Genomic DNA, 22,484 nt, shown 5'->3' with positions numbered 1-22,484 from the left:
CTCACCGTGTCACGATCCTGCCGTCCTCAATGCGAACGATGCGGTCGGCTAGTTGGGCGATCTCCTCGTTGTGAGTGATCATAACGATGGTCTGGGCAAATTTTTGACCGGTGACCTTCATCAGGGAAAGCACATCCTGACTGGTCCTGGTGTCCAGATTACCCGTAGGCTCGTCTGCCAGGACAATGGCCGGTTTGGTCGCCAGGGCCCGGGCGATGGCCACCCGCTGCTGCTGGCCTCCGGAGAGCTGGCCAGGGAGATTTTGGAGCTTGCTCTCCAGGCCCAGAGCGGAGATGACCTGCCCCACATACGACTCGTCAACCCGGCCCCCGTCCAACTGGATGGGCAGGACGATATTTTCGTACACGCTGAGTACCGGCACCAAATTGAAGGACTGAAAGACGAAGCCGATTTTCCGCCGCCGGAAGATGGTCAGGGCTTCGTCCTTCAGGTCAAAAATTTTCTGCCCGTCTACGGTCACAGAACCGGAGGTGGGCCGGTCCAGACCGCCCAGCATATGGAGCAGGGTGGATTTCCCGCTTCCTGAGGTGCCCACGATAGCTACAAATTCCCCGTCCTCCACGTTCAGGTCCACTCCGTCCAAGGCTTTTACCAGAGTGTCGCCAGAGCCGTAGTATTTTCTTAAATCCTTGGTCTGTAAAATTGTCATTGTGATATCTCCTTTATGGAAAAGTGGGGGCGTATGCCTACGCTCCCCACTATACCAAGACAATCTTTCCACAATCTTTCTCAAATCTTTCACTGTTGTAAGATTTGAAGATTTTATTCCTTGGGCAGATACAAGGAAAACCGACTCCCCTGGCCGGGGCTGGAATTGAGGCGGATATATCCGCCCTCACGAGTTACCACCTCTCTAGCCAGATAGAGGCCGATCCCGAGGCCCTCCTGGTCCCGGACGGCTTCGCCCCGGTAGAAGCGGCCAAAGATGGCCCCCTGTTCTCTCTCCGGGATGCCGGGGCCATTGTCCTCTACCTGAATGGCGCAGAACAGCTCGAACTCCCGGACGGAGAGGGCGACCTTGCCTCCCTGCGGGGTGTATTTCAGGGCGTTGTCTACGAGGTTGTAAAGGGCTTCCGCGGTCCACTTCTCATCAAACCTGGCCTGGGCAGAGGTGGGCTCCGCCGTGAGGGAGAGCCCCCTTTCCCTGGCCTTATGCCGCCCCTGGATCAGAACCGCGTCCAGCAGCCGCTGGACGCCATGGACCTGTGGGTCCATGGCGAAGATGCCCGTTTCCAGACGGGACGCCTTCACTAAGGTCTGAATGAGGAAGGACAGCTTTTCCCCCTGCTGGGCCAGTACGGCGGCCTGCTCCGCCTGCTCCGGAGGCAGGTCCCCCTCGGCCAGCAGGGAGGCGTAGAGCAGGATATTGGCAATGGGAGTCCTGGTCTGGTGGGAGATGTCGGAGATCAGCGTCTGGACGACCTCCCGCTCCCGCTCCAGATTTCGGGTGGAGGCGGCGGAGCCATTGAGAAACCGGGCCAGCTTGGCCTCCAGAGCGGAGGGAACAGATTCGTCAAAGGCGTTTTCCCGAAAGCTTCCGTCCACAGCGGCGGACAGGATTTCATCCAGCCGCCGGAGGGTCCGGCGGCCTCTGTACCAGTGGTACAGGCCGAAGCCCAGGCCCAGAAGGGCCAGTGCTAAACAGACATAGCCGCCCGCTCCCATCACTGGATCTCCCAAGTGTAGCCAAGGCCATATACCGTCTTAATGGGGGCGTCCCCCAGTTTGGCCCGCAGGCGGCGCACCGCCACCGACAGAGCGTTTTCGTCCACAAACTCGCCCCCATCCCATACTCGATCCAGGAGCTGCTCCCGGGTCAAGGTCTGGCCCCGGTGTTCCACCAGCAGACGGAGCAGCCGCTGTTCCGTCTTGGACAGCTCGATCGCCTCTCCGTTCCGGGAAAAGGCCATGCCCGCAAAGTCAAAGGAGAAGGGGGGCAGCTCCACCACTTCGCCTCTGGGGACGGCCCCCCGGCGGAGCAGATTGTTTACCCTGGCCCGGAGGACAGCGAGGGAAAAGGGCTTTGTCACATAGTCGTCCGCCCCCAGCTCCAACCCGGTCACCTGGTCGCTCTCCAGGTCGTTGGCAGTGAGGATGAGAACGGGTACCTGACTCACAGAGCGTATCTCAGTCAGCAGTTCCAGGCCGTTCCCGTCGGGCAGATTGAGATCCAGAATGACCAGGGAGATGGGTAGCTGGGCGAACAGCCGGCGGCCCTCGGCCAGAGTCCGGGCCAGATGGGGCTCCCGGTCCCCAGCGGCCAGGGCCAGGGTGATCCCCCGGCCAAGTGCCTGGTCGTCCTCAATGAGCAAAAGATGTTCCATAGGTCCTCCGCTTTCCAGAAAGCTCAGTCCTCTTTGGCCCTGGCCTTCTTGATAAATACATAGTGAGTGGGGGTGGACCGCTCCTGGGAGAAGGAGTACCCCAGACGGTCAAAGGCTTGCATGGCCTCCGGGCTCTCTGACAGGTGTTCGGTGAGATAGCGGACCATTTCACCACGAGCCATTTTGCACTGGGTGCCCTTTTCCAGTACCCGGCCCTCCCTCAGTTCCCCGAAGGTACAGGAGATGACGGTCATTCCCTGTGGCAGATGGTCGGTCACCGCTCGGCTGTATTCCCGTGAGGCCAGATCGACCAGAAGGTCGTCCTCCTCCGCCAGCGCCTGGGCTAAAGAGGGACCCCAAAACTGGTACAGAGACTGACAGCCCGACCCGGCCAGTCTGGCCTGCATCTCCAGCCGGTAGGGGGTGACTCCGTCGAAGGGGCGCAGCACCCCATAAAAGCCGGACAGGATGCGCAGATGCCGGTCTAAATAGTCGAACTGCTCCCAGGAGAACAGGTGGGGGGCCATATAGCGGTACTGGATGCCCTCATAGGCCAGGACTGCTGGAGTGAGTCTTTCCTCCAGCTCCATATGCTGGAGCCGCTCATAATTGAGTGAGGCGATGGCGTCATTACAGCGCCACAGGGCCTTTAGCTGGTCGTAGGACATGGTTTTCAGCCAGTCACAGAGCAGCCGGGTCCGATTCAAGAACCGGGGGAGGCCCCGGATCTCCATGGTATCCGTGTCCACGTTCATTTTCTTTGCCGGGGAGATGATCAGCTTCATAATATCCCTCCTTGGGACAGTATAAAACAGTTTCAGTAAAAAGGAAATGGGAATTGTAATTTTAGGGGGAAGAGGTTAAAATAGGACCGGACAAATCAAACTGAGGAGGGATCGGTCATGCGTCTGCAAGGCGCTGTTTTTGATGTTCCAGACACTCTGCTGGACCGAGAGGGGAGACCGCTGACCGGGCTAATGCCCTTTTTGTCCCTGCTTCGGATGGAGGGGGTGCTGCTCTATCTGGTTTCTGAGGAGGAGCGGCGCACGCTCCAGCCTAAGCTGGAAGCCGCGGGACTGGCCGCCTACTTCCGGGGTGTATTGTATACTGGGGAACAGGGGAGAGGGATAGAGGACCCGGAGCTCTATGAGAAATGTGTGCGGCGCCTGGGGACCGCCCGCCCAGCTACTCTGGTGTTTACCGCTCGGGAGAAGGTCCTCCGCTGTGTGAGGGAGGCTGGCTTCCAGGTCGTACTGGTAGGCAAGGAGCATCCGGAGAAACTCCGGGCCCTGGCGGACGAAGTGGTGGACAGCTATGAGGATATGACCAAGAAAATGTGTTGAAGAAGCGGGACGCCTGGCGATAGCCAGGCGTCCCGCCTTGTTGTGAAGCGAAGGAGAATGGGGCAGCGGCACAAGGAGATGGCCGGCCCAGCTTCCGCTCAGTGATTCGCCATTCGATAGATGGCCAGGATGTCGTCGTGGTCCAGCACCCGGAAGGTGCCGATGGTCCGGGTCCCGAAGAAGGTACAGCGGCGGGTCAGCTCCTCCAGCTCCTTCTCAGACTGGAGGCCGCAGCCCAACTCAGAGAAGCAGGTGGGCATATCCAAAGAGTGAAAGAAATCCACAGTCGCATCGATGGCGGATAAAGCCAGCTCTCGCTCTGTGCGGCCGGTGGGGTCCAATCCCCAGACCTTGACACCGAACCGGGCGAAGCGGGACACATCGGCATCCAGACAGTAGCGGGCCCAACTGCCCCAAACGGCAGACAGGGTGGCACCGTGGGCAGAATCGAACCGGGCACTAAGCTCATGGCCCAGTTGATGGGGGGCAAAGTCCTTCTTCCCGCCCAGACCAGTCAGGCCGTTGTGGGACAGGGAACCGGCCCACATCAGTTCACTCATGGCCTGGTAGTCGCCGGGATGGTCCATGGCTCGCCGGCCGCTGGAAATGACCACTCGAAGCAGCCCCTCCGCCAGCTCGTCGGTGAGTTGGTTGGTGGTGATGGGATTGAAGTAGCGGTCCATGGTGTGCGACATGATGTCCACCACGCCACAGGCCACCTGGTAGCGGGGCAGGGTGGCGGTGAGATCGGGGTTTAGGATGGCAAACCGGGGACGGTGCAGATCGGAACCAAGCCCTCGCTTTTCCAGGGTGTCATCCTTGGTCAGAACGGCGGAGTCGCTGCTCTCGCTGCCGGCCGCGGGAATGGTCAATACCACCCCCACAGGCAGGGACCGCTCCAGAGGGACCTTTTTCATCCACAGGTCATCCCACAGGTCCAGCTCCGGGTTGGCGACTCCATCGGCGATGGCCTTAGCCGTGTCGATGACGCTGCCACCTCCAATGGCCAGCAGAAAGTTGGCCTGAAAAGCCTCCGCCCGCTGGATGCCGGATAATACCAGACTGAGTCTGGGATTTGGCTTTACACCACCCAGCGTGTCGCAGGACAGCCCGCTCTGCTCCAGAGAGGCCAGGACCCGACTCAGCAGCTCGCTTTTGACAGCGCTCTGGCCGCCATAGACCACCAGCACCCGGGAGCCCCCTCGGCGGGCGATCTGCTCTCCAACCTGCTCCTCAGTACCACGCCCGAAAATGATCTGTGTAGGGGAATAAAATTGAAAGGCTTCCATTGTTGCTCTCCTTATTCTTCGTTTACTATCGCGGCCTGCTCCTCCAGCCACTGGACGGTCTGCTCCAGCCCCTCCCCGCTAAGGGGGAAAGAGGCGGTGGAACAGATATGGCTCAACGCTTTGGTCAGCGGACCCCTCCAGAACTCTATGTCCAGGGTGGTATGAGAGGGTGCGTCAGGGGTATCTGGGGCAGCTTCGTGGGTCACGGGCTGAATAAAAAAGCGGGCCTGTCCTTTACTGCCATACCAGGTATTGCCATTCTCCCAGAATAGCAGGGTAGGGATTTCAATAGGGGGTAACATAGGTATCACTCCTGCCTGTGGTATCCGCCCCTTCTTACAGGGCGGATTCAATGAAATGATGGTCGTGGGCTTCCCAATATTTTTTGTACTGCCGGTCTGTCTGCCCATCCAAGTTCAACTGATACATTCGAAAGACAACCGGCATATTCTTAGGCTGCCACAACTCCTCATAGGTGTATTGATATTTCATGCCGAGATTTTGCATCACGCCGCCGCTCCGGGGATTGTTCCGGTCGTGGGTGGCGGTGATATAGGGAATGCCATCCGCTCTCAACCGCTGTATAACGGCCTTGCAGGCTTCGGTAATGATGCCCTGATGCCAAAACTCATTACGAAGGCCGTACCCTAGGTCGTGGCTGTCGTCCATAGCCACGTTGACGTATCCCACAGGTATGTCGTCGGAGCGGAAACAAACGGCATACCGGTAGCCCCGCTCCTGTCCATAGGAGGCCGCATACCGCTCCAGGAAAAAAGATCTGGCCTCCTCCATGGTATGCAGCGGGTACCAGGGCAAAAACCGGCTTGCTTCTTCATCACGGAAAATAGAGAAAAGGGCATCCAGGTCGTTTTGTGTAAATTTCCTCAGGATTAGGCGCTCTGTCTCCAGCCGTGGCGTATTTAAGCCCATGTCAATCGTGTTCCTCCCAGTCCAAGCTGCGTCCTACGGCCTTGTGCCAGCCGCGCAGCAGCCGCTGCCTGGTATCTGCCTCCATATGCGGGTCGTACCGCTGATCCAGGGTGCGCAGGGCACGGATTTGGTCTAGATCCCGCCATACCCCCACAGCCAGGCCGGCCAGATAGGCCGCGCCAAGAGCGGTGGTCTCCCGGATGGCCGGCCGGCAGACGGATTTGTTCAGAATATCAGCCTGGAACTGCATTAGAAAACGGTCCCTGCTGGCCCCGCCATCAGCATTCAGCTCCCGAAGGGCAATCCCAGTGTCCTTTTCCATGGCATCCACCAAGTCCGCCACCTGATAGGCGATAGACTCCTGTGCCGCCCGGATGATATGGTCACGGGTGGTGCCCCGGGTCAGTCCCACCAGGGCACCCCGTGCGTACATATCCCAGTGGGGAGCACCTAGGCCGGTGAAGGCCGGGACGAGATAGACCCCGCCGGTATCCGGAACCTTGGAGGCGTAATACTCCGCGTCTCGGGCCTCCGAGATGAAGCGCAGCTCGTCCCGGATCCACTGGATGACGGCGCCGCCTACGAATACGGAGCCCTCCAGAGCGTACTGGACCTTTCCGCCCAAGCCGATGGCGATGGTAGACAACAGCCCGTTCCGGCTTCGGCACAACTGGTCACCGGTGTTCATCAGAAGAAAACAGCCGGTGCCGTAGGTGTTTTTCGCCTGACCGGAGGAGAAGCAGGTCTGACCGAAGAGGGCGGCCTGTTGGTCGCCGGCGATGCCAGAGATGGGTACCTCCACCCCCTGGAGATTGACAGTGCCGTACACTTCACTGGAGTCTCGGACCTGGGGCAGCATGGAGATGGGGATGTCCAGGGTGCGGCAGATACGGGTGTCCCAGCAGAGGTTTTGGATGTCATAGAGCATGGTACGGCTTGCGTTGGTCCGGTCGGTGACATGGACCTTTCCACCCGTCAGCTTCCACACCAGCCAACTGTCCACCGTACCGAAGAGCAGATCGCCCGCCTGGGCCCGTTCCCAGGCTCCCTCTACATGCTCCAGTATCCATTTGACCTTGGTGGCGGAGAAGTAGGCGTCAATGAGCAGTCCCGTGCGGTCCTGAATATACTGGGTGAGTTCCTTGTCCTTTTTCAGCTTCTCACACAGAGGGGCGGTGCGGCGGCACTGCCACACGATGGCGTTGTAAACCGGTCGCCCGGTATGTCTATCCCACACGATGGCCGTTTCCCGCTGGTTTGTGATGCCGATAGCAGCCACCTCATCAGGAGAAACGCCGGCCTGGGCCAGCACTTCGGTGAGGACGGAGTATTGACTGGACCAGATCTCCATGGGGTCATGCTCCACCCAGCCGGGCTGGGGGTATATCTGTGAAAATTCCCGCTGCGCCACCCCCGCGATATTCTGATCCTGATCGAAGAGAATGCAGCGGCTGCTGGTGGTGCCCTGGTCCAGGGCGATGACATATCGTTTCATGGGCGTCCCTCCCCTTGAATATGCTCTTATTATGACAGAAAAACAGAGGGCTGTAAAGACCGGAGCGGAAGAGGAGGGCCTGCCCATTTGACAGGCCGCGCACAGGTGCGTTGATTCAGCATAGGATGGAATGTGGCATCGCCACACCCATTTTTTACCGTGCAAAGGAGCGTCTTATGAGAAGATACTGTGCTTCTGAGTGGGAGCAGAATCGCCGGGACGGCGTGGTCGCCTATCTGAACGGCGGCACCAGCTCCAGCTGCGGCTGTGGCTGCGGTCAGTCCGGCTCTACTTCCTGCTGCCCCACTCCTTGTCCTCCCCCTTGCCCGCCTCCCTGCCCCTGTCCTCCTCCCTTCCCGTCCATGGTAGGCCCCACCGGGCCGACCGGACCCCAGGGCTATCCTGGTCCCGTTGGTCCCACTGGCCCCACCGGACCTCAGGGAATCCCCGGCCCAGCCGGCGTTACTGGCCCCGCTGGTCCTGCTGGCCCTGCTGGCGCGACTGGCGCTACGGGTGCAACTGGTGCCACCGGAGCTACCGGCGCCCAGGGCCCCGCCGGCCCGACCGGCCCGACCGGTCCCACTGGTCCTGCTGGCCCTGCCGGCGCAACCGGTGCCACTGGTGCTACTGGCGCTCAGGGTCCCGCCGGCCCCATCGGTCCCACCGGCCCCGCTGGCGAGGGGCTGGAAACTGTGACCACATTCGCGCTAGGCACACCCTATGCCCAGGGGGACTTTGTGACCTATAACGGCAGCCTGTACCGGGCCCGGATCGCCAATCCCAGCGGTACTCCCGGCACATCCGCTGACTTTGAGTTGGTGTCTGTCCAAGGCCCTACCGGCCCCACGGGTCCTGTAGGGGCGACTGGAGCCACCGGGGCCACTGGCGCTGCCGGAGCGGCCGGCGCTACTGGCCCAACTGGCCCTGCCGGCCCTGCGGGTGCCGCTGGTCCTGCGGGCCCGACCGGCCCGACTGGTCCAACTGGCGCTGCTGGTGCTGCTGGCGCTACCGGAGCTACCGGAGCGGAAGGCCCCACCGGGCCGACTGGCCCGACTGGTCCTGCCGGCCCTGCCGGCGCAACTGGTGCCGCCGGAGCCACAGGCGCGGAAGGTCCTACCGGGCCCACTGGACCGGCTGGAGCAGCCCCCGCGCTGAACGCGCTCTACGCCACCAATGTGGGGTCCCAGACCCTGGCAACCACCGGCGATGACGCCAGCTTCGACACCAATCAGGTGGAGGAGGGAACCGCCATCACCCATACCACGAGCACGGCCACCTTCACCCTGGGAGAAACCGGTATCTACCGGGTCTCTTACTCGGTGGTGGCGACCAATACAAGCTCTACTGGTACTGTGGGCGTGGAGCTGGAGAACAACTCTACCCCTGTCCCTGGGAGCGAGAGCCAGGCCACCATTTCCACTACCAATGATCTGGCCACTCTGGCGGCCAGTGTCCTGGTGAACGTCACCGGGACGGCTACCATTACCCTGACCTCCACAGAGAACAACGTGACTCTGACCGAGGCCGGGATCGTAATCCAGAAGCTGAACTGACCGAAAGACCCCAATGGGGCCTAAACAGGGCGGGCGGCACACCGTGCCGCCCGCCCTGTTCCTTATCTGAAAGAGGAGGGCGAGCGCCGTGAAAGTGGTGGTATATGCCATCTGTAAAAATGAGGCTCAATTCGTAGACCGCTGGATGGACTCTATGGGAGAGGCGGACCAGGTAGTGGTGCTGGACACCGGCTCCGAGGACGACACTGTGGAGCGGCTGCGAGCCAGGGGGGCTCTGGCTGAGGTAGAGGTCATCTCCCCCTGGAGGTTCGATGTGGCCCGCAACCGGTCCATGGAGCTGGTGCCGGAAGACGCGGATATCTGCGTATGTACAGATCTGGATGAGGTATTTCATCCTGGCTGGCGGGCCCGGTTGGAGGAGGCGTGGCTGCCAGAGGCGGGCCAGGCTACATACCGCTATACCTGGTCCTTTAACCCGGACGGCAGCGAGGGGGTTACCTTCTGGTATGAAAAGGCCCATGCACGCCACGGCTATCAGTGGGTTCATCCGGTGCATGAGGTGCTGAAGTGGATGGGGACTGGAAGGCCAGGCCCCACAGTGGTGGCGGAGGGAGTCCAGCTGGACCACCACCCCGACCCTTCAAAGTCTAGAGGGCAGTATCTTCCGCTGCTGGAGCTGTCGGTACAGGAGGACCCTGAGGATGACCGGAATGTCCACTATTTAGGCCGGGAATATATGTACAGGGGGCGCTGGGACGACTGCATCCGTACCCTGAAAAGGCATCTTACCATGTCGAGCGCCACCTGGCGGGATGAGAGGGCGGCCTCCATGCGGTACATCGCCAAGTCCTATCTGAACAAGGGGGAGCGGGCACAGGCCCGGGACTGGTACCTGAGGGCCATCGCTGAGGCACCCCATCTGCGGGAGCCCTATATGGACCTGGCGCTTGCCCTGTATGAGCAGGGAGAGTGGGACGGGGTGCTCTACTTTACTGGCTGCGCCCTGGCCATCACCTACCGGCCCAGGTCTTATATCTGTGAGGCTGCCTCCTGGGGCTCTCTGCCCCACGACTTGCGCTCCATTGCCCTCTTCCACACTGGGAGGCTGAAAGAGGCCCGTGAAGAGGCGAGGAAGGCTGTGGAGCTGGAGCCAGACAACGAGCGGCTCCAGGGAAATCTCAAGCTGCTGGAGAACAGTCCGAAAGAAGGCGGGTAACAAGCGGGCCCCATCCATTGGATGGGGCCCGCTTGTGTTTTGATCTAACTTTTGGGCTTCGGCTTAAAGAGAAGGGCCACTACAAAGCCGAAGAAGATAGCGGCGGTGATACCGCCGGCCGCGGCGGTGGACCCGCCAGTGAGGGCGCCCAGAAATCCGTCCTCCGCCACCGCCTTTTTGACCCCCTTGGCCAGCAGGTGGCCAAAGCCCGTGAGGGGTACTGTGGCGCCGGCTCCTCCCCAGTCCACTAGATGCTGGTAGAACCCCAGGCCGCTGAGGATCACCCCGGCGGTCACATAGGACACCAGGATCTTGGCGGGGGTAAGGGGAGTCTTATCAATCAAAAGCTGGCCGATAATACATAGGATGCCGCCGCAGAGGAAGGCGTTAAGATATTCCATGATTACGCACCTTTCAAACAAGATAGAGGTCCCAGGTATGGGCGTGATGCCCGAAGACAGCCGGCGGTCACGCCTGGGGGGATCGCTGAGTAGAAATGGCGATGGCGTGGCAGATGCCGGGTACGCTCTCCCCCTGGAACGCGGAGGTAGGAGAGTGGAGAGCGCCGGTGGGGCAGAAAAGAATGTTGTTCCATTTGCCCTCCCGCATTCCATTGAGCAGGTAGCCCGTCAGCACCGAGGCTGCGCAGCCGCAGCCGGAACCTCCGCAGTGGACATCCTGACTCTGCGGGTCGAAAATAAGCATCCCGCAGTCGGTGTGGTTGGACAGTTCCAGCCCGTCCTGCCGGAGCAACTCCAACAGCAGCTCGCTGCCCAGATTACCCAGGTCGCCTGTGACGATCAGGTCATAGTAGCTCGGCGCCCGGCCGGTGTCCTTCAGGTGGGTGGAGATGGTGTCATAGGCGGCCGGGGCCATGGCTGCCCCCATGTTGTTGGTGTCGGTGATGCCCTTGTCCACAATCTTGCCTACCGTCACATGGGTGATATAGGGGCCGGGGCCCTCCCGTGCCAGAATAGCAGCTCCGGCGGCGGTAGTGGTCCACTGGGCGGTGGGAGTTCGCTGGCCGCCGTACTCCAGAGGGGTGCGGTACTGGCGCTCGGCAGTGCAGAAGTGGGAGGAGACTACCACTCCGGCCCACTCCCCGAAGCCGCCATCCAAGGTCATAGAGGCCAGAGCCAGCCCCTCCCCCATGGTGGAGCAGGCCCCATAGAGGCCGAAAAAGGGAATCTCCTGGCCGCGTGCGGCGAAGGAAGAACCGATACACTGATTCAGCAGGTCGCCGGCAAAGAGCCAGTCTATATTAGAGGCAGGTTGGCCCGCCTTATTTAAGGCCAGAGCCAGGGCCTGCTTCTGCATGGCGCTCTCCGATTTCTCCCAGGTGGACTCGCCGAAGGTGTCGTCAGTCCCGATATAGTCGAAGGAGCTGGCCAGAGGGCCCTCACCCTCCTTCTTTCCTACCACGTTGGCGTGACCGGCGAAGGAAGGGGGACAGGCCAGGGTGACTGTCTGGCTGCCTGTTTTTTTTGTCGTCAAGGGAAACGCCTCCCAATAGAGAATGAAGATGACCATAGCTTGTCCGAAGGGGAGAGAAATATGCCCGAAGCATAAGGAAGAGGCAAATAAAAATTTCTTTTGCTTTCTTCTGTTCAAAAGGGCCAGATTCCTGTATAATGGGGGCTGCAAAGGAAAGAAAAGGAGAGAGAACCTATGCCCCAATTCGACCCACAAAAATATTCCTATCCTTCCCGCCGGAATGTAGTCTATGCCCGCCGCGCAATGGCCTGCACCTCTGTGCCTCTGGGGGCCCAGATCGGCCTGGATGTGATGAAGGCCGGAGGAAACGCTATGGACGCGGCTGTCGCCATGGCCGCAGCCATGCCCATCCTGGAGCCCACCGGAAACGGCCTGGGCTCAGACTGCTTTGCCCTGATCTGGGTAGAGAAGGAGAAGAAGCTGTACGGACTCAACGCCAGTGGCGTGGCTCCCATGGCGCTGGATGCGAAGATGGTGAGAGCCATGGGGCACAGTGAGATGCCCAAGACGGGCTGGCTGCCGACCATGGTGCCGGGGGCCCCCGCGGGCTGGGCGGCGATCAATAAAAAATTTGGCGCCAAGCCCCTGTCCGAACTGTTTGCTCCAGCCATCTCCTATGCCCGGGAGGGATATCCTGTCCCGGTCAATCTGGAGCCCCAGTGGGAGAAGGACTCCCAGCGTATTGCCGCTGCCCGGTCCAAGGAACCTGCGCCTCACTCCTATTGGTGGAATACCTTTATGAAGGAGGACGGCACCCACTACCGGGCCGGTGAACTGTTCCGCTGGGAGGAGTATGCCCAGACGATGGAGGAGCTGGCCGCCACTGACTGTGACAGCTATTACCGTGGTCCTCTGATGGAGAAGATTGTGGCCTTCAGCCGGGAAACTGGGGGGTATTTCTGTGAGGATGACTTCAGAAATTACCAGCCCATGTGGGTGGAGCCCATCACCACAGACTATAAGGGCTATACCGTGTGCGAGATACCGCCCAACGGCCACGGCATCACAGTGCTGATGGCGCTGAATATCCTAAAGGGGCTGGAGCTGTCCCAGGAGAAGGACTGCGCCGACACCTACCACAAGATCCTGGAGTCCATCAAGCTGGCTTTCGCGGACACTAAGACTTATGTGGCGGACCCCCGGTACATGAAGACCAAGGTGGAGGATATGCTGTCCGAGGAGTACGCCGCCCAGCGCCGGGCCCTCATCTCTGACAGGGCGCTGATGCCGGAGGCGGGAGACCCCTCCTGCGGCGGGACCATCTACCTGTGTACTGCCGACCCAGAGGGCAACATGGTATCCTTTATCCAGAGCAACTATACCACCTTCGGCGCCGGCGTGGCCATCCCCGGCACTGGTATCTCCTTACAGAACCGGGGCGCCAACTTCTCCCTGGAGGAGAACAGCGACAACTGCCTGGCCGGAGGGAAGCGGTCCTATCACACCATCATCCCCGGCTTTATGATGAAGGACGGAGATGCTGTTGGCCCCTTCGGCGTCATGGGCGCCTTCATGCAGCCCCAGGGCCATGTGCTGGTGGCGGTGAACACCATCGACTATCATATGAATCCCCAGGAGGCGCTGGATGCCCCGAGAATTCAGTGGGTGGGCGGAAAGCATATCCAGCTGGAGCGGGAGGTTCCCGCCCACATCGGCAGAGAGCTGGCGGACATGGGCCATGAGGTGGAGGTTTTGAACACCAACATCACCATGGGCCGCGGGCAAATCATTTGGCGGACGGAGAACGGAATGCTAGTTGGCGGGACCGAGCCTCGGTGCGATGGCACTGTGGCGGCCTGGTAAGGGCAGGGGTGGAAGATATGCTGCTTGGCAAAGGACAAAAGGGGACGTCCCACTGCGTGTGTGTGGACTGTGAGGAGGACTGGCCCTACGAGTCAAAGCTCCAGCGGGTTATCGAGTCAGCCTTGGAGACGGAGGGGGTGGACGTGCCCTGCGCCGTCGATGTGCTTATCACAGATGACGCGGGCATCCATCAGACCAATCTGGAAACGCGAGGGGTGGACCGGCCCACCGATGTGCTGTCCTTTCCCATGTTCGAGCTGTCTCCCGGAGAAAAGCCCAGAGCCGAGTGGGCGGACCCAGACACGGGCAAAGTCTTTTTGGGGGATATGGTGATCTCCCTGGAGCGGGCAAACGAGCAGGCCGAGGAGTACGGTCACTCCCTGGAGCGGGAGCTGTGCTATCTAACGGTACACTCGGTCCTCCATTTGCTGGGCTACGACCACCTGGACGAGGGCCCGATGAAGCGGCAGATGCGGGAAAGAGAAGAAAAAATTTTGACGGAGATGGGTCTTGACCGGACATAACACAGCGGAGCCAAGTCATAGGACTTGGCTCCGTCTGTTCTATTTGGGACAAAGACATTCGTCATAAAAATTCTGACAGGCTTTGTGGGACATACTGTGCCTGGGGTAGACAAAATAGAGGGGGCGCAGGATCTGCCAATCGGACAGATGCAGATAGGTCAGTGTACCACACGCCACCTCCTGGGCGGCCACCTGCTCATACATGAAGCTGACAGCATGAGTTGCTTTCAGCAGTTCCTTAATCATTCGGAAGCTGCCGCACTCCAGTACAGAGGAGAAGGATTGGGGAGAGCAGCCGGCTTGAAAGAGTCTGTTTTCCAGAATGGCGCGGGTGCCTGATCCGGGCTCACGCAAAATGAGAGGATAAGAAAACAGATCTGTCAGCCTGTGTTCTTTCTGTGAAAGAGGATGGCTGGCGGCAGCCACAGGTAAAAACCGGGCAGTATGAAAAATGTGGCTGCAGAAGTCATTGTCATAAAAGATCCCTTCGATGAGGGCACAGTCCAGCTCTCCCCGAACACAGGCGGACAGCATTTCTTCCGTATTGCCTACATGGAGCGCCAGGGGACGGAAGGACTGGGCCAGGAAGGGGGCCAAAAGAGGGGGAAGATAATAGTCGGCAATGGACAGGGTGGCACCGACCCGGAGAGTTTGGGCGCTTTGGTTGAGCTGCTCCAGCAGCCTGTGCTCGTTGGCTGCCTGAAAGGTGGCGTATCGATACATCAATTCTCCCGCTCGGGTGAGGGCGAGCTGATGGCCTGTGAAATCGATGAGCTGGGAACCGTAGTGCTCCTCCAGCTTTCGGATGTGTTGAGAAACGGCGGGCTGGGTGATATGAAGGGCCTGGGCGGCCAGTGTATAGCTGCGTAGCTCCACTACAGTGAGAAAGGTCTGAAGTTTTTGGTCCAGCATATGTTCACGTCCATTAAAAATATTTATTATATATAATATAACATAATTTGATTTTATAATCAACCGATGTTATGATGAGTGTGACCAGAGGGAAATATTGCAAAAGGAAGTGGAGCTATGAAGGTGTTGAACCGGATAGGGGAGCTTATTCCCGGACTTTTACTGGCATTGGCTATCGCGGCTTGTGCCAAATTCATTGAGGGTCTACTGCCGATCCATCTCATTGGGGCGTCAGTCATTGCCCTGTTCATCGGTATGGGACTCAACCAGATCAGGAAGCCGAGCGATGGTGTGGCCAAGGGTCTGAAGTTCACATCCAAAAAAATTCTGAAATTCGCCATCATTCTCTTGGGAGCCTCGCTGTCCATCAAGGTAGTGCTCAATGTAGGCCGGCTGTCCCTGGTAGTCATGATGTTTACCCTGCTGACCTGCTTCGGCGGCGGATATTTTGTGGGGCGGGCACTTGGCCTGAACTGGAAGCTGTCTAACCTGATTTCTGCCGGGACGGGGATCTGCGGAGGCTCTGCGATTGCGGCCATCGCCCCGGTGATCGATGCGGAGGATAAGGATATTGCCTATGCCATGTCGGCCACTTTTCTATTTGACATGGTGATGATCGTCCTTTTTCCTATTATGGGGCAGGCCATGGGATTAAGCGATATGGCCTATGGACTATGGGCCGGGACGGCGGTGAACGACACCTCCAGCGTGGTGGCGGCAGGATACGCCTTTTCAGAGGGAGCCGGCGATTTTGCCACAATGGTGAAGCTGACTCGCACCTTGGCCATCATCCCCACTGTGCTGGTATTCAGCCTGATCGAGGTGCGGGAGAAACGGAAGGCCGGGATAGTGTCTCAGGGAGAAAAAGTGAAGATTACCTCTATCTTTCCCTGGTTCATCCTGTGCTTTTTGGGAATGGCAGCCATTAACAGCCTGGGAGTGTTTCCGCAGGAGTTGTCTTCTGGCTTAAAAGAGTTGAGCAAATTCCTAATGGTGGCAGCTCTGGCAGCCATCGGCTTAAATACTGATTTCCGGGAAATGCGTAAATCTGGCATTAACCCCATGATTCACGGATTTATTATCTCTGCCTTGGTGGTAGTAGTGGCAATCGCGGTCGAGTATTTTATGGGCATTGTGTAACACGGTCGGCAAACGACCCGCCAAATCGGCGGGCCGTTTGCTATTTTCCGTCAAATATGATAAAATAAAAAGCAGAAAAGGGAGAGGTGGCCTTTCTCTGACTTGAAAGATAATGATAAAAAATATTTGTAGACGGGAAATTGTTCACACCTGAGAAAGTGAGGATTATCTTATGCCGATTATCAAAAAATCCGGTATCATTACTCTGTGCGGCCGGCCCAACGTAGGTAAGTCCACTTTGATAAACACCCTGGTGGGGGAGAAAGTAGCTATCGTTACCAACAAGCCCCAGACCACTCGGAACCGCATCTGCGGTATTCTGACACGGGGAGAGAGCCAGTTTGTCTTTGTGGATACGCCGGGTCTGCATAAAGCCCGTACTCGCTTGGGGGACTATATGGTGAATGTGGTCAGGGAGAGTGTGGCTGACGTAGATGCGGTGGCTCTGCTGGTGGAGCCCATCCCGAATATTGGGGAGCCGGAAGCACAGCTTATCGCCCGCGTCAAGACCCTGGGCTGTCCCGCCGTGTTGGTCATCAACAAGGCGGATACGCTGGAGCGGAAAGACAAGCTCCTTGAAGTGATACAGCTTTACAGCCAGGAACACGACTTTCAGGCCGTGGTTCCTATCTCCGCCAAGACCGGCGAGGGGGTGGAGGAGCTGCTGGGCGTGCTGGAGGGCTTCCTTCCCGATGGGCCCCAGCTCTTCCCGGAGGACATGACCTCCGACCAGCCGGAGCGGCAGATGATGGGGGAAATCTTACGGGAAAAGCTGCTTCTGTCCCTGGATAAGGAGATCCCTCATGGGACCGCGGTGGAGATTACCCGTTTCGTAGAGCGGGAGGACGAGGTCATTGAGGTAGAGGCCACCATCTACTGCGAAAAGAACAGCCATAAGGGTATCATCATCGGCAAGGGCGGTGCCATGCTGAAAAAGATATCCACCCTGGCCCGGCAAGATATGGAGCGATTTATGGGGACTAAGGTGTACCTCCAGACTTGGGTAAAGGTCAAGGAAAATTGGCGTGATAATCCCGCGGCAATTCAGAATTTTGGCTACCACCAGGATTGATTGCAGCTGACGCCAGCAATAAACAGAATTTCCCGGTCATACTTTCCATGAGAAAAGCCCAGTCTAATTGCGGAGAGATTTGTGGGAGGACTGGAGTATGAATGAGAACGGACTGTGGAGCTTATTTTGGGAAACCGGTCTGCCAGAAGCCTATCTGATGCTCGCGGCCCTGGACCGGGAGGGACCGGCACTGCCGGCCAGGCCGTCGTTTCGGCCTCAGCCCAAGGGGGCGGACCGGGCATAGTCCTGAGGCTGTGCCCCGGTACATAGGAGATACGCTATGCATATGACCACTAAGGCTCTGGTCCTCCGTCAGGTGGACTATAAGGAGTCGGATAAGATCCTGACGCTCTTTACCCAGGAGCAGGGGAAACTCACTGCCTCCGCCCGGGGCTGCCGAAAAAAGGGTAGCGCCCTGGCCGCGCCATGCCAGCTATTGGCCTGGTCAGAAATGGTGTTATACGACTACCAGGGGCGCTGGACCGTGAAGGAGGCATCCACGGAACGGCTGTTCCAGGGGGTGAGGGATGACCTGGAGCGGCTGGCTTTGGGCTGCTATTTCGCCGAGGTGGCGGAGCTGTTGGCAGTGGAAGGGGTCGCCAGCTCTGAGCTGCTCTCATTGATATTGAACAGCCTGCACGCACTGGATAAAATGAAAGAGAAACCCCTGGCGTTGGTTAAGGCGGCCTTTGAACTGAAGGCCATGTGCCTGTCTGGATACGAGCCGCTGCTGGACGGCTGTGCCGTCTGCGGCAGGACCCCGCCGGAGGAGCCGCGCTTCCATCTGCGAGAGGGCGTGGTCCACTGTGCTGCCTGCCGGGGAGAGATGGTGGAGGGCATCTCCATGCCTCTCAACCTCCACGCGCTGCGGGCTATGGAGCATATCGCCTATGGAGATCCAAAGCGGCTCTTCTCCTTTTCGATAGGCGGGGAAGGGCTGACCAAGCTGGCGGATCTGACAGAGGCATATCTCCATACCCAACTGGAGCGGGGCTTTCAGACGCTGGATTTTTACAAAGGGATACAGACCGGAGGGATATGATTCAAAAAAAGCCCGCTGTGGAGTTCCACAGCGGGCTTTTTCCGCAATATTCATTACTGCTGGGCCTCGACCTGGCCAAATGTGTGGCCGTTATAGGTCAGACAATTCTTGCACATCCGGTGAGGCAGCCGGAACGCCCCGCACTTGGGGCAGGTCACGATACCGGGAGTTTCCAGCTTCCAGTGGGAACTGCGCCGCTTATCGCGCCGGGCCTTGGACACTTTTCTCTTAGGAACCGCCATGGGTGACACCTCCTTCGGTTTACGTGCCGTGCGGCACTTCGACTACTCACTCAGTTTCGCCATCCAACAGCTGCGCAAGGGCCGCCAGTCTTGGATCTACTTCAGGTCTGCACCCGCAGGGACCGAGATTCAGGTCAGCCCCGCATTTGGCACACAGCCCTTTGCAGTCGTCTGAGCAAAGGTTTTTGGTATCCATCTCGAGTACGAAAGCCTCCGTCACCACCTGGTCCAGATCCAACTCAGTTCCATCCAGAAGGATGATCTCGTCGTTCTCCTCATCCTCCAGGGCCTGGGCAACCAGACTGTCCAGCCGGACCACCTTTTCACGGGAAAATTCCTTCCCGCAGCGGTCACAGACCAGATCCAACAGGGAACTGACCGTCCCCTCCAGCACAAGAGCACCCGCGTGGTTGGTCACGCTGCCCTGGGCTAGAACGGGGCGGGTGATGGGTTTCCTCCCATAAAATTCCAGACCGGACAGGTCTGCCTGGAACTGGAAGGTCTTGCGGGCGTCTGGCTTATGAATGATATCTTTCAGATCCAGACGCATGGCTTCCTCCTGGGTTTGACCCTAAACTCGCATAATGGTACGGAAAGTATTATAGAGAAAAGTTCCCAACTTGTCAAATCTTTTTTTCTGATTGACAAATATAATTTTTTATGGTCCAATTTTGGGAAGATAGGGCACTTTTTACAGCCTTTGTAGGAGAGAGCCGCCATGAAAGAATTTACCATTGGAAAAAATGACGCAGGTCAGCGGCTGGACCGCTGGCTGGCCAAGACGATCCCCCTGCTGCCTGCCCCGCTGGCCCAGAAGTATATCCGCCTCAAGCGGGTAAAGGTCAACGGAAAGGGCTCCAAGCGGGACATCCGGCTGAATGTGGGAGATGTGCTCCAGTTATATATCAACGACGAGTTCTTTGACCGCCCCACCCCGGAAAACGCTTTTTTGTCCCTGTACCAGCCGAAGCTGAATATCCTGTATGAGGATGAGCATATCCTGCTGCTGGACAAGCGGCCCGGCCTGGTGGTCCATCCGGATGAGAACGAGCGAGTCAATACCCTGCTTACCCATATCCAGGCTTACTTATATCAGAAGAAGGAGTGGTCTCCCTATTGGGAGAATTCCTTTGCGCCAGCCCTGTGCAACCGTATCGACCGGAACACGGGGGGCATAGTCATTGCGGCTAAGACGGCGGAGGGACTCCGGGTGATGAACCAGAAGATCAAGGACCGGGAGTTAAGCAAATACTACCTGTGTGTAGTCCAGGGCAGGATGGCGCCCAAGGAGGGGAAACTGGAAGGCTATCTCTTTAAGGACGAGGTCAAAAAGCAGGTCTATGTCCGCGGCCGGCCGGGGCCGGGGGCCAAAACTGCCGTTACCTTATATAAGACGCTTGCGGTGAAAAATGGCCTGTCCCTGGTGGAGTGCGACCTGATCACCGGGCGGACCCATCAGATCCGTGCCCAATTCGCCCATGCCGGACACCCCCTCATCGGGGACGGCAAGTACGGCAGTGAGCGGGAGAATCGAAAGTATGGCCGCCATGGGCAGGCCCTGTACTCCTATAAGCTCGCCTTCCACTTCACCACCGATGCCGGACCTCTGGAGCACCTGAATGGCCGGACCTTTCAGGTGGAGGACGTGGACTTTGTCCGGGAGTATTTTGGAGCTTGGCCAGAGGCCGGGAGAGAGCCGTCCTCCCGGTGAATAGGCTGGAAAAGAGTCGGGGCAGCCTCGGCTCTTTTTTATTGAATATATTATTGACAAACAATAATTTTTTTGATATCTTATATTTAAAATTATTGTTAAACAATAATTGAAGGGCGGAATAGATATGAAGAAAAAACTGTGGATGCTAACAGGGGGAGCCATTCTGGGGCTGCTGGCGGCTCTGGCCGGAGGGCTGTTGTCCGCCAAAGCCGGGTGGAGCACGATGAATGACCCTATCCTATCAGTAGGGCGGGGTCTAAGGGTGCTGTCCCTGTCTGGCTTTGGGGGCGACCTGCTGGCCTGGTTGGTAGTCCTGCTGGTCAGCGGGGCGCCCTTGCTGCTCCTGATTCGGATAGGGAAGAAGGGCAGAGGGATGGAGGATCTCCTTCTTGGCTTGATGGCCCCTGTGATCTTCTGCTGGCTCTTTTATTTGGCCAATCCGACCCAGTTGGGGGAGACCGCGGCCCAGATCTTCCCCTTAGCCGGAGGGTGTACGGTGCTGTCTATGGGGGCGGCGTGGCTGGTTTTGAAGCTGCTCCGGGGCCTGGATGGGGCGCCCACCCAGCGCCTAGCTGCCGCCTTTGGGGCGCTGCTCTCCGGCTGTGCCCTGCTGTGTGCCTTTTCCGTGGCCTACGGAGGGGCCGCCGGGGTAGCTGCCCAGTGGGCCCAAGTGGTGGAAGGCAACACGAACCCTGGAGGGCTGACGCTGCCGGTTCTGATTGTTCTGGGGGTGCTGAACGCCGCCCCCGGCCTGCTGGTAGCTGTAACTATGGTTTGGGGCTCCGAGCTGGCCTCCGTCCTGGGGGGCGGCACCTTTGACCAGGCGGGGGCGGAGCTGTGCGGCCGTGTTGCTCTGGCCTGCAAGACGGCGGCGCAAGCTACTGTGACGCTGACTGTCTTTGCCAACCTGCTCCAACTGGCCCTGGTGGGGGAGCTGCTTTCCGCCAGCTTCTCCATCACCCTCCCGCTGTTCTCACTGGCGGCCTCCGCCGGGCTGTTTCTCCTGTGCCGCTGCCTTCAGCGGGGGGCGGTCCTCCAGGAGGACAACGACTCCATCATTTGAGGGAAAGCCATGGCAATCAGAGTATATTTGAGCGACGTGCTGAAGGAGCGGGGCATGACCTCTAAGGAGCTATGTGCCAAGGTGGGAATTACCGAGGCTAACCTGTCTATCTTGCGCTCCGGGAAGGCCAGCGGTGTGCGCTTCCACACCATCAATAAGATATGCTACTATCTGGACTGTCAGGTGGGGGACATTCTCCACTTTGACGGACGATTGGAGGACAAAGATGAAGAAACTGTGGACTAAGGGGAAGACAGGGGCGGCGGCCGTCCTGCTGGCCTGCTTTCTGGCGGCCCTAGCCGCCAGCACTTCTGGCAGACTGGCCCGGCCAGAGAGGGAGGACCCCGGAGCGGACCAGTTTATCGGTTTTCACATGGTATTGGAGAAGATGCCGAAGGAGGGGGAGGAGATCCCGGTGGACCAGAGTCACTGGGTGGAGTACGGCACAGAGGAAATGAAAACAGAGGACTTCGGCACCCTGTCCTTTCCCAAAAAGATTTTAATTGGACGGTTTACCGACGATCCTCACGGACAGGACTATGAATTTCCAGGTCTGCCTGGCCTGAACTGCTTTTTGGCCGAGGAGGAGCTGGAAGAAGGCGGTACTCAATATGCCGGTACCAGCGGCCTGGCGGGCGCTCATATTAAAGTGGGCGATGAGGAGGAGTCTATCAGCGGAACGGTCTACTTTGGACCGCCTTTGGATGACAGAAACTGGAATACAAACGAGTTTGACTACTGCTGGACTGCCTATCAGGTGTACCAGATGGAGGATGGCACGGTCTATCTGGACGGCAGTGGAAACAGCTACGGCGGTATGGGGGGATTTACCACTAAGGTCACAGACACCCAAACCAAGACCGCCGATGGGGAGGAGGAAATATTCTCTTTTACGGCGGAAGTAACGATGGAATCTGTGGAGCGGGTGACAGAGCTGGAGGTCCGCTGGTACGGAGAGGAGGAACTGCTGGACCGCAGGACGCTGACCATGGAGGAAGTGGGAGAGGGGCTGTCCCTGGAGCGGCCCCAGGGGGCGGTCTGGGCCCTTGTGACCCAGAGGGACCGGACTGGAGACACAGAGCGGTCTGTCTACACTCTGGGGACGGAAGCGGGCGCTTCCCACCAGCTGGTCCAGCTGGATGAGCGGGGGATGGGCCGCGTGGTTTATCTGAATTTGGATTAGGATCGGCGGGAGAGGGAAAGGACCCTCTCCCGCTGTCCTGTTTGGGTCCAAAACCGGTCTGGACATGCTGCGGGGGAGCGGAGGGGAAAAGTCAGAAAAAATTTTAGGGAAAATCATTGACATTTGGGGTATGACCGGATATAGTGTATCTCGCTATCCGTGA

26 protein-coding genes are annotated in these 22,484 nt (G+C 58.7%); 13 read left to right on the top strand and 13 right to left on the bottom strand.

Going from position 1 to position 22,484, the window contains the following annotated elements; genetic code table 11:
* Window position 1: 1 nt before the first annotated feature.
* The 4 genes from WKS99_RS00620 to yaaA all read right to left on the bottom strand — a co-directional run bounded on the left by WKS99_RS00620 (window position 2) and on the right by yaaA (window position 3,130).
* Window positions 2-670 carry an ABC transporter ATP-binding protein gene (locus WKS99_RS00620; RefSeq protein ID WP_340405158.1) on the bottom strand — a complete coding sequence of 223 codons (669 nt, stop codon included), beginning with the start codon at window positions 668-670 and terminating at the stop codon, window positions 2-4.
* A 113-nt stretch (window positions 671-783) separates the two neighbouring features.
* Complete coding sequence (locus tag WKS99_RS00615) at window positions 784-1,686, bottom strand: sensor histidine kinase (protein WP_340405157.1); 903 nt, start codon at window positions 1,684-1,686, stop codon at window positions 784-786.
* Window positions 1,686-2,345 carry a response regulator transcription factor gene (locus tag WKS99_RS00610; protein ID WP_147572116.1) on the bottom strand — a complete coding sequence of 220 codons (660 nt, stop codon included), beginning with the start codon at window positions 2,343-2,345 and terminating at the stop codon, window positions 1,686-1,688. The genes WKS99_RS00615 and WKS99_RS00610 overlap by 1 nt, the downstream gene beginning before the upstream one ends.
* A gap of 23 nt (window positions 2,346-2,368) precedes the next feature.
* The gene (yaaA, locus tag WKS99_RS00605; protein WP_340405156.1) at window positions 2,369-3,130 is read right to left on the bottom strand and encodes a peroxide stress protein YaaA; all 762 of its coding nucleotides are present in this window, start codon (window positions 3,128-3,130) and stop codon (window positions 2,369-2,371) included.
* 117 nt (window positions 3,131-3,247) lie between these two features.
* On the opposite strand from yaaA, the gene WKS99_RS00600 reads away from it, so the two are divergent.
* Window positions 3,248-3,688 carry an HAD family hydrolase gene (locus WKS99_RS00600; protein ID WP_340405155.1) on the top strand — a complete coding sequence of 147 codons (441 nt, stop codon included), beginning with the start codon at window positions 3,248-3,250 and terminating at the stop codon, window positions 3,686-3,688.
* A gap of 98 nt (window positions 3,689-3,786) precedes the next feature.
* Here the strand turns inward: WKS99_RS00600 and WKS99_RS00595 are convergent, their stop codons facing one another.
* The 4 genes from WKS99_RS00595 to glpK are packed head-to-tail and all read right to left on the bottom strand — an operon-like array spanning window position 3,787 to window position 7,402.
* The gene (locus WKS99_RS00595) at window positions 3,787-4,977 is read right to left on the bottom strand and encodes an iron-containing alcohol dehydrogenase (RefSeq protein ID WP_340405154.1); all 1,191 of its coding nucleotides are present in this window, start codon (window positions 4,975-4,977) and stop codon (window positions 3,787-3,789) included.
* Between the two features lie 11 nt (window positions 4,978-4,988).
* Entirely contained in the window at window positions 4,989-5,279 is a 291-nt protein-coding gene (locus tag WKS99_RS00590; protein WP_186852068.1) for a hypothetical protein, read from the bottom strand.
* Window positions 5,280-5,313: 34 nt separating this feature from the next.
* Complete coding sequence (locus tag WKS99_RS00585; protein ID WP_340405153.1) at window positions 5,314-5,907, bottom strand: GNAT family N-acetyltransferase; 594 nt, start codon at window positions 5,905-5,907, stop codon at window positions 5,314-5,316.
* A gap of 1 nt (window position 5,908) precedes the next feature.
* Complete coding sequence (glpK, locus tag WKS99_RS00580) at window positions 5,909-7,402, bottom strand: glycerol kinase GlpK (RefSeq protein WP_147572122.1); 1,494 nt, start codon at window positions 7,400-7,402, stop codon at window positions 5,909-5,911.
* A 176-nt stretch (window positions 7,403-7,578) separates the two neighbouring features.
* Here glpK and WKS99_RS00575 point away from each other — a divergent pair, with 176 nt between their 5' ends.
* Together WKS99_RS00575 and WKS99_RS00570 are read left to right on the top strand one after the other, a co-directional pair.
* A complete protein-coding gene (locus tag WKS99_RS00575) occupies window positions 7,579-8,955 on the top strand; it encodes a BclA C-terminal domain-containing protein (RefSeq protein WP_186852071.1) in 1,377 nt (458 codons plus the stop codon).
* A gap of 88 nt (window positions 8,956-9,043) precedes the next feature.
* Window positions 9,044-10,132 carry a tetratricopeptide repeat-containing glycosyltransferase gene (locus WKS99_RS00570; RefSeq protein WP_240287327.1) on the top strand — a complete coding sequence of 363 codons (1,089 nt, stop codon included), beginning with the start codon at window positions 9,044-9,046 and terminating at the stop codon, window positions 10,130-10,132.
* Window positions 10,133-10,176: 44 nt separating this feature from the next.
* Here WKS99_RS00570 and spoVAE read toward each other — a convergent pair whose 3' ends face one another.
* Both spoVAE and spoVAD read right to left on the bottom strand, forming a co-directional pair.
* Window positions 10,177-10,533, bottom strand: a complete 357-nt coding sequence (gene spoVAE, locus WKS99_RS00565; protein ID WP_340405152.1) for a stage V sporulation protein AE — start codon at window positions 10,531-10,533, stop codon at window positions 10,177-10,179.
* 67 nt (window positions 10,534-10,600) lie between these two features.
* Entirely contained in the window at window positions 10,601-11,626 is a 1,026-nt protein-coding gene (gene spoVAD / locus WKS99_RS00560; protein ID WP_147572123.1) for a stage V sporulation protein AD, read from the bottom strand.
* A 174-nt stretch (window positions 11,627-11,800) separates the two neighbouring features.
* Between spoVAD and WKS99_RS00555 the strand changes: the two genes are divergently transcribed.
* Window positions 11,801-13,429, top strand: coding sequence for a gamma-glutamyltransferase family protein (locus tag WKS99_RS00555; protein WP_147572124.1), 1,629 nt, complete (start codon window positions 11,801-11,803; stop codon window positions 13,427-13,429).
* Window positions 13,430-13,446: 17 nt separating this feature from the next.
* Complete coding sequence (gene ybeY, locus WKS99_RS00550) at window positions 13,447-13,953, top strand: rRNA maturation RNase YbeY (RefSeq protein WP_340405151.1); 507 nt, start codon at window positions 13,447-13,449, stop codon at window positions 13,951-13,953.
* A 39-nt stretch (window positions 13,954-13,992) separates the two neighbouring features.
* Here the strand turns inward: ybeY and WKS99_RS00545 are convergent, their stop codons facing one another.
* Window positions 13,993-14,865: a LysR family transcriptional regulator gene (locus WKS99_RS00545; RefSeq protein WP_147572126.1), complete on the bottom strand. Its 873-nt coding sequence runs from the start codon at window positions 14,863-14,865 to the stop codon at window positions 13,993-13,995.
* Between the two features lie 117 nt (window positions 14,866-14,982).
* Here WKS99_RS00545 and WKS99_RS00540 point away from each other — a divergent pair, with 117 nt between their 5' ends.
* The 4 genes from WKS99_RS00540 (at window position 14,983) to recO (ending at window position 18,119) form a co-directional block, all read left to right on the top strand.
* A complete protein-coding gene (locus WKS99_RS00540; RefSeq protein ID WP_186852077.1) occupies window positions 14,983-16,005 on the top strand; it encodes a YeiH family protein in 1,023 nt (340 codons plus the stop codon).
* Between the two features lie 172 nt (window positions 16,006-16,177).
* Window positions 16,178-17,077, top strand: a complete 900-nt coding sequence (era, locus tag WKS99_RS00535; protein WP_262669849.1) for a GTPase Era — start codon at window positions 16,178-16,180, stop codon at window positions 17,075-17,077.
* A gap of 97 nt (window positions 17,078-17,174) precedes the next feature.
* A complete protein-coding gene (locus tag WKS99_RS00530) occupies window positions 17,175-17,321 on the top strand; it encodes a hypothetical protein (RefSeq protein ID WP_262669847.1) in 147 nt (48 codons plus the stop codon).
* Between the two features lie 36 nt (window positions 17,322-17,357).
* Window positions 17,358-18,119 (top strand): DNA repair protein RecO, encoded by a 762-nt coding sequence (gene recO / locus WKS99_RS00525; protein WP_340405150.1) that lies wholly within the window; start codon window positions 17,358-17,360, stop codon window positions 18,117-18,119.
* Window positions 18,120-18,172: 53 nt separating this feature from the next.
* Here recO and rpmF read toward each other — a convergent pair whose 3' ends face one another.
* On the bottom strand, window positions 18,173-18,361 hold the full coding sequence (rpmF, locus tag WKS99_RS00520) for a 50S ribosomal protein L32 (RefSeq protein ID WP_147572136.1): 189 nt from the start codon (window positions 18,359-18,361) through the stop codon (window positions 18,173-18,175).
* A gap of 46 nt (window positions 18,362-18,407) precedes the next feature.
* Window positions 18,408-18,911 carry a YceD family protein gene (locus tag WKS99_RS00515; RefSeq protein WP_147572137.1) on the bottom strand — a complete coding sequence of 168 codons (504 nt, stop codon included), beginning with the start codon at window positions 18,909-18,911 and terminating at the stop codon, window positions 18,408-18,410.
* Between the two features lie 168 nt (window positions 18,912-19,079).
* On the opposite strand from WKS99_RS00515, the gene WKS99_RS00510 reads away from it, so the two are divergent.
* The 4 genes from WKS99_RS00510 to WKS99_RS00495 all read left to right on the top strand — a co-directional run bounded on the left by WKS99_RS00510 (window position 19,080) and on the right by WKS99_RS00495 (window position 22,321).
* A complete protein-coding gene (locus WKS99_RS00510; protein WP_147572138.1) occupies window positions 19,080-20,072 on the top strand; it encodes an RluA family pseudouridine synthase in 993 nt (330 codons plus the stop codon).
* Window positions 20,073-20,199: 127 nt separating this feature from the next.
* A complete protein-coding gene (locus tag WKS99_RS00505; protein WP_340405149.1) occupies window positions 20,200-21,138 on the top strand; it encodes a hypothetical protein in 939 nt (312 codons plus the stop codon).
* A 9-nt stretch (window positions 21,139-21,147) separates the two neighbouring features.
* Entirely contained in the window at window positions 21,148-21,384 is a 237-nt protein-coding gene (locus WKS99_RS00500) for a helix-turn-helix domain-containing protein (RefSeq protein ID WP_147572140.1), read from the top strand.
* Window positions 21,365-22,321, top strand: a complete 957-nt coding sequence (locus WKS99_RS00495; RefSeq protein WP_340405148.1) for a hypothetical protein — start codon at window positions 21,365-21,367, stop codon at window positions 22,319-22,321. Before WKS99_RS00500 ends, WKS99_RS00495 begins: the two co-directional genes overlap by 20 nt.
* Window positions 22,322-22,484 lie beyond the last annotated feature (163 nt).

The sequence above is a fragment of the Flintibacter sp. HCN-6482 genome (genome assembly GCF_037892565.1).
GTDB lineage: Bacteria > Bacillota > Clostridia > Oscillospirales > Oscillospiraceae > Lawsonibacter > Lawsonibacter aceti.
This window is presented reverse-complemented; position numbering and strand designations above follow the sequence as displayed.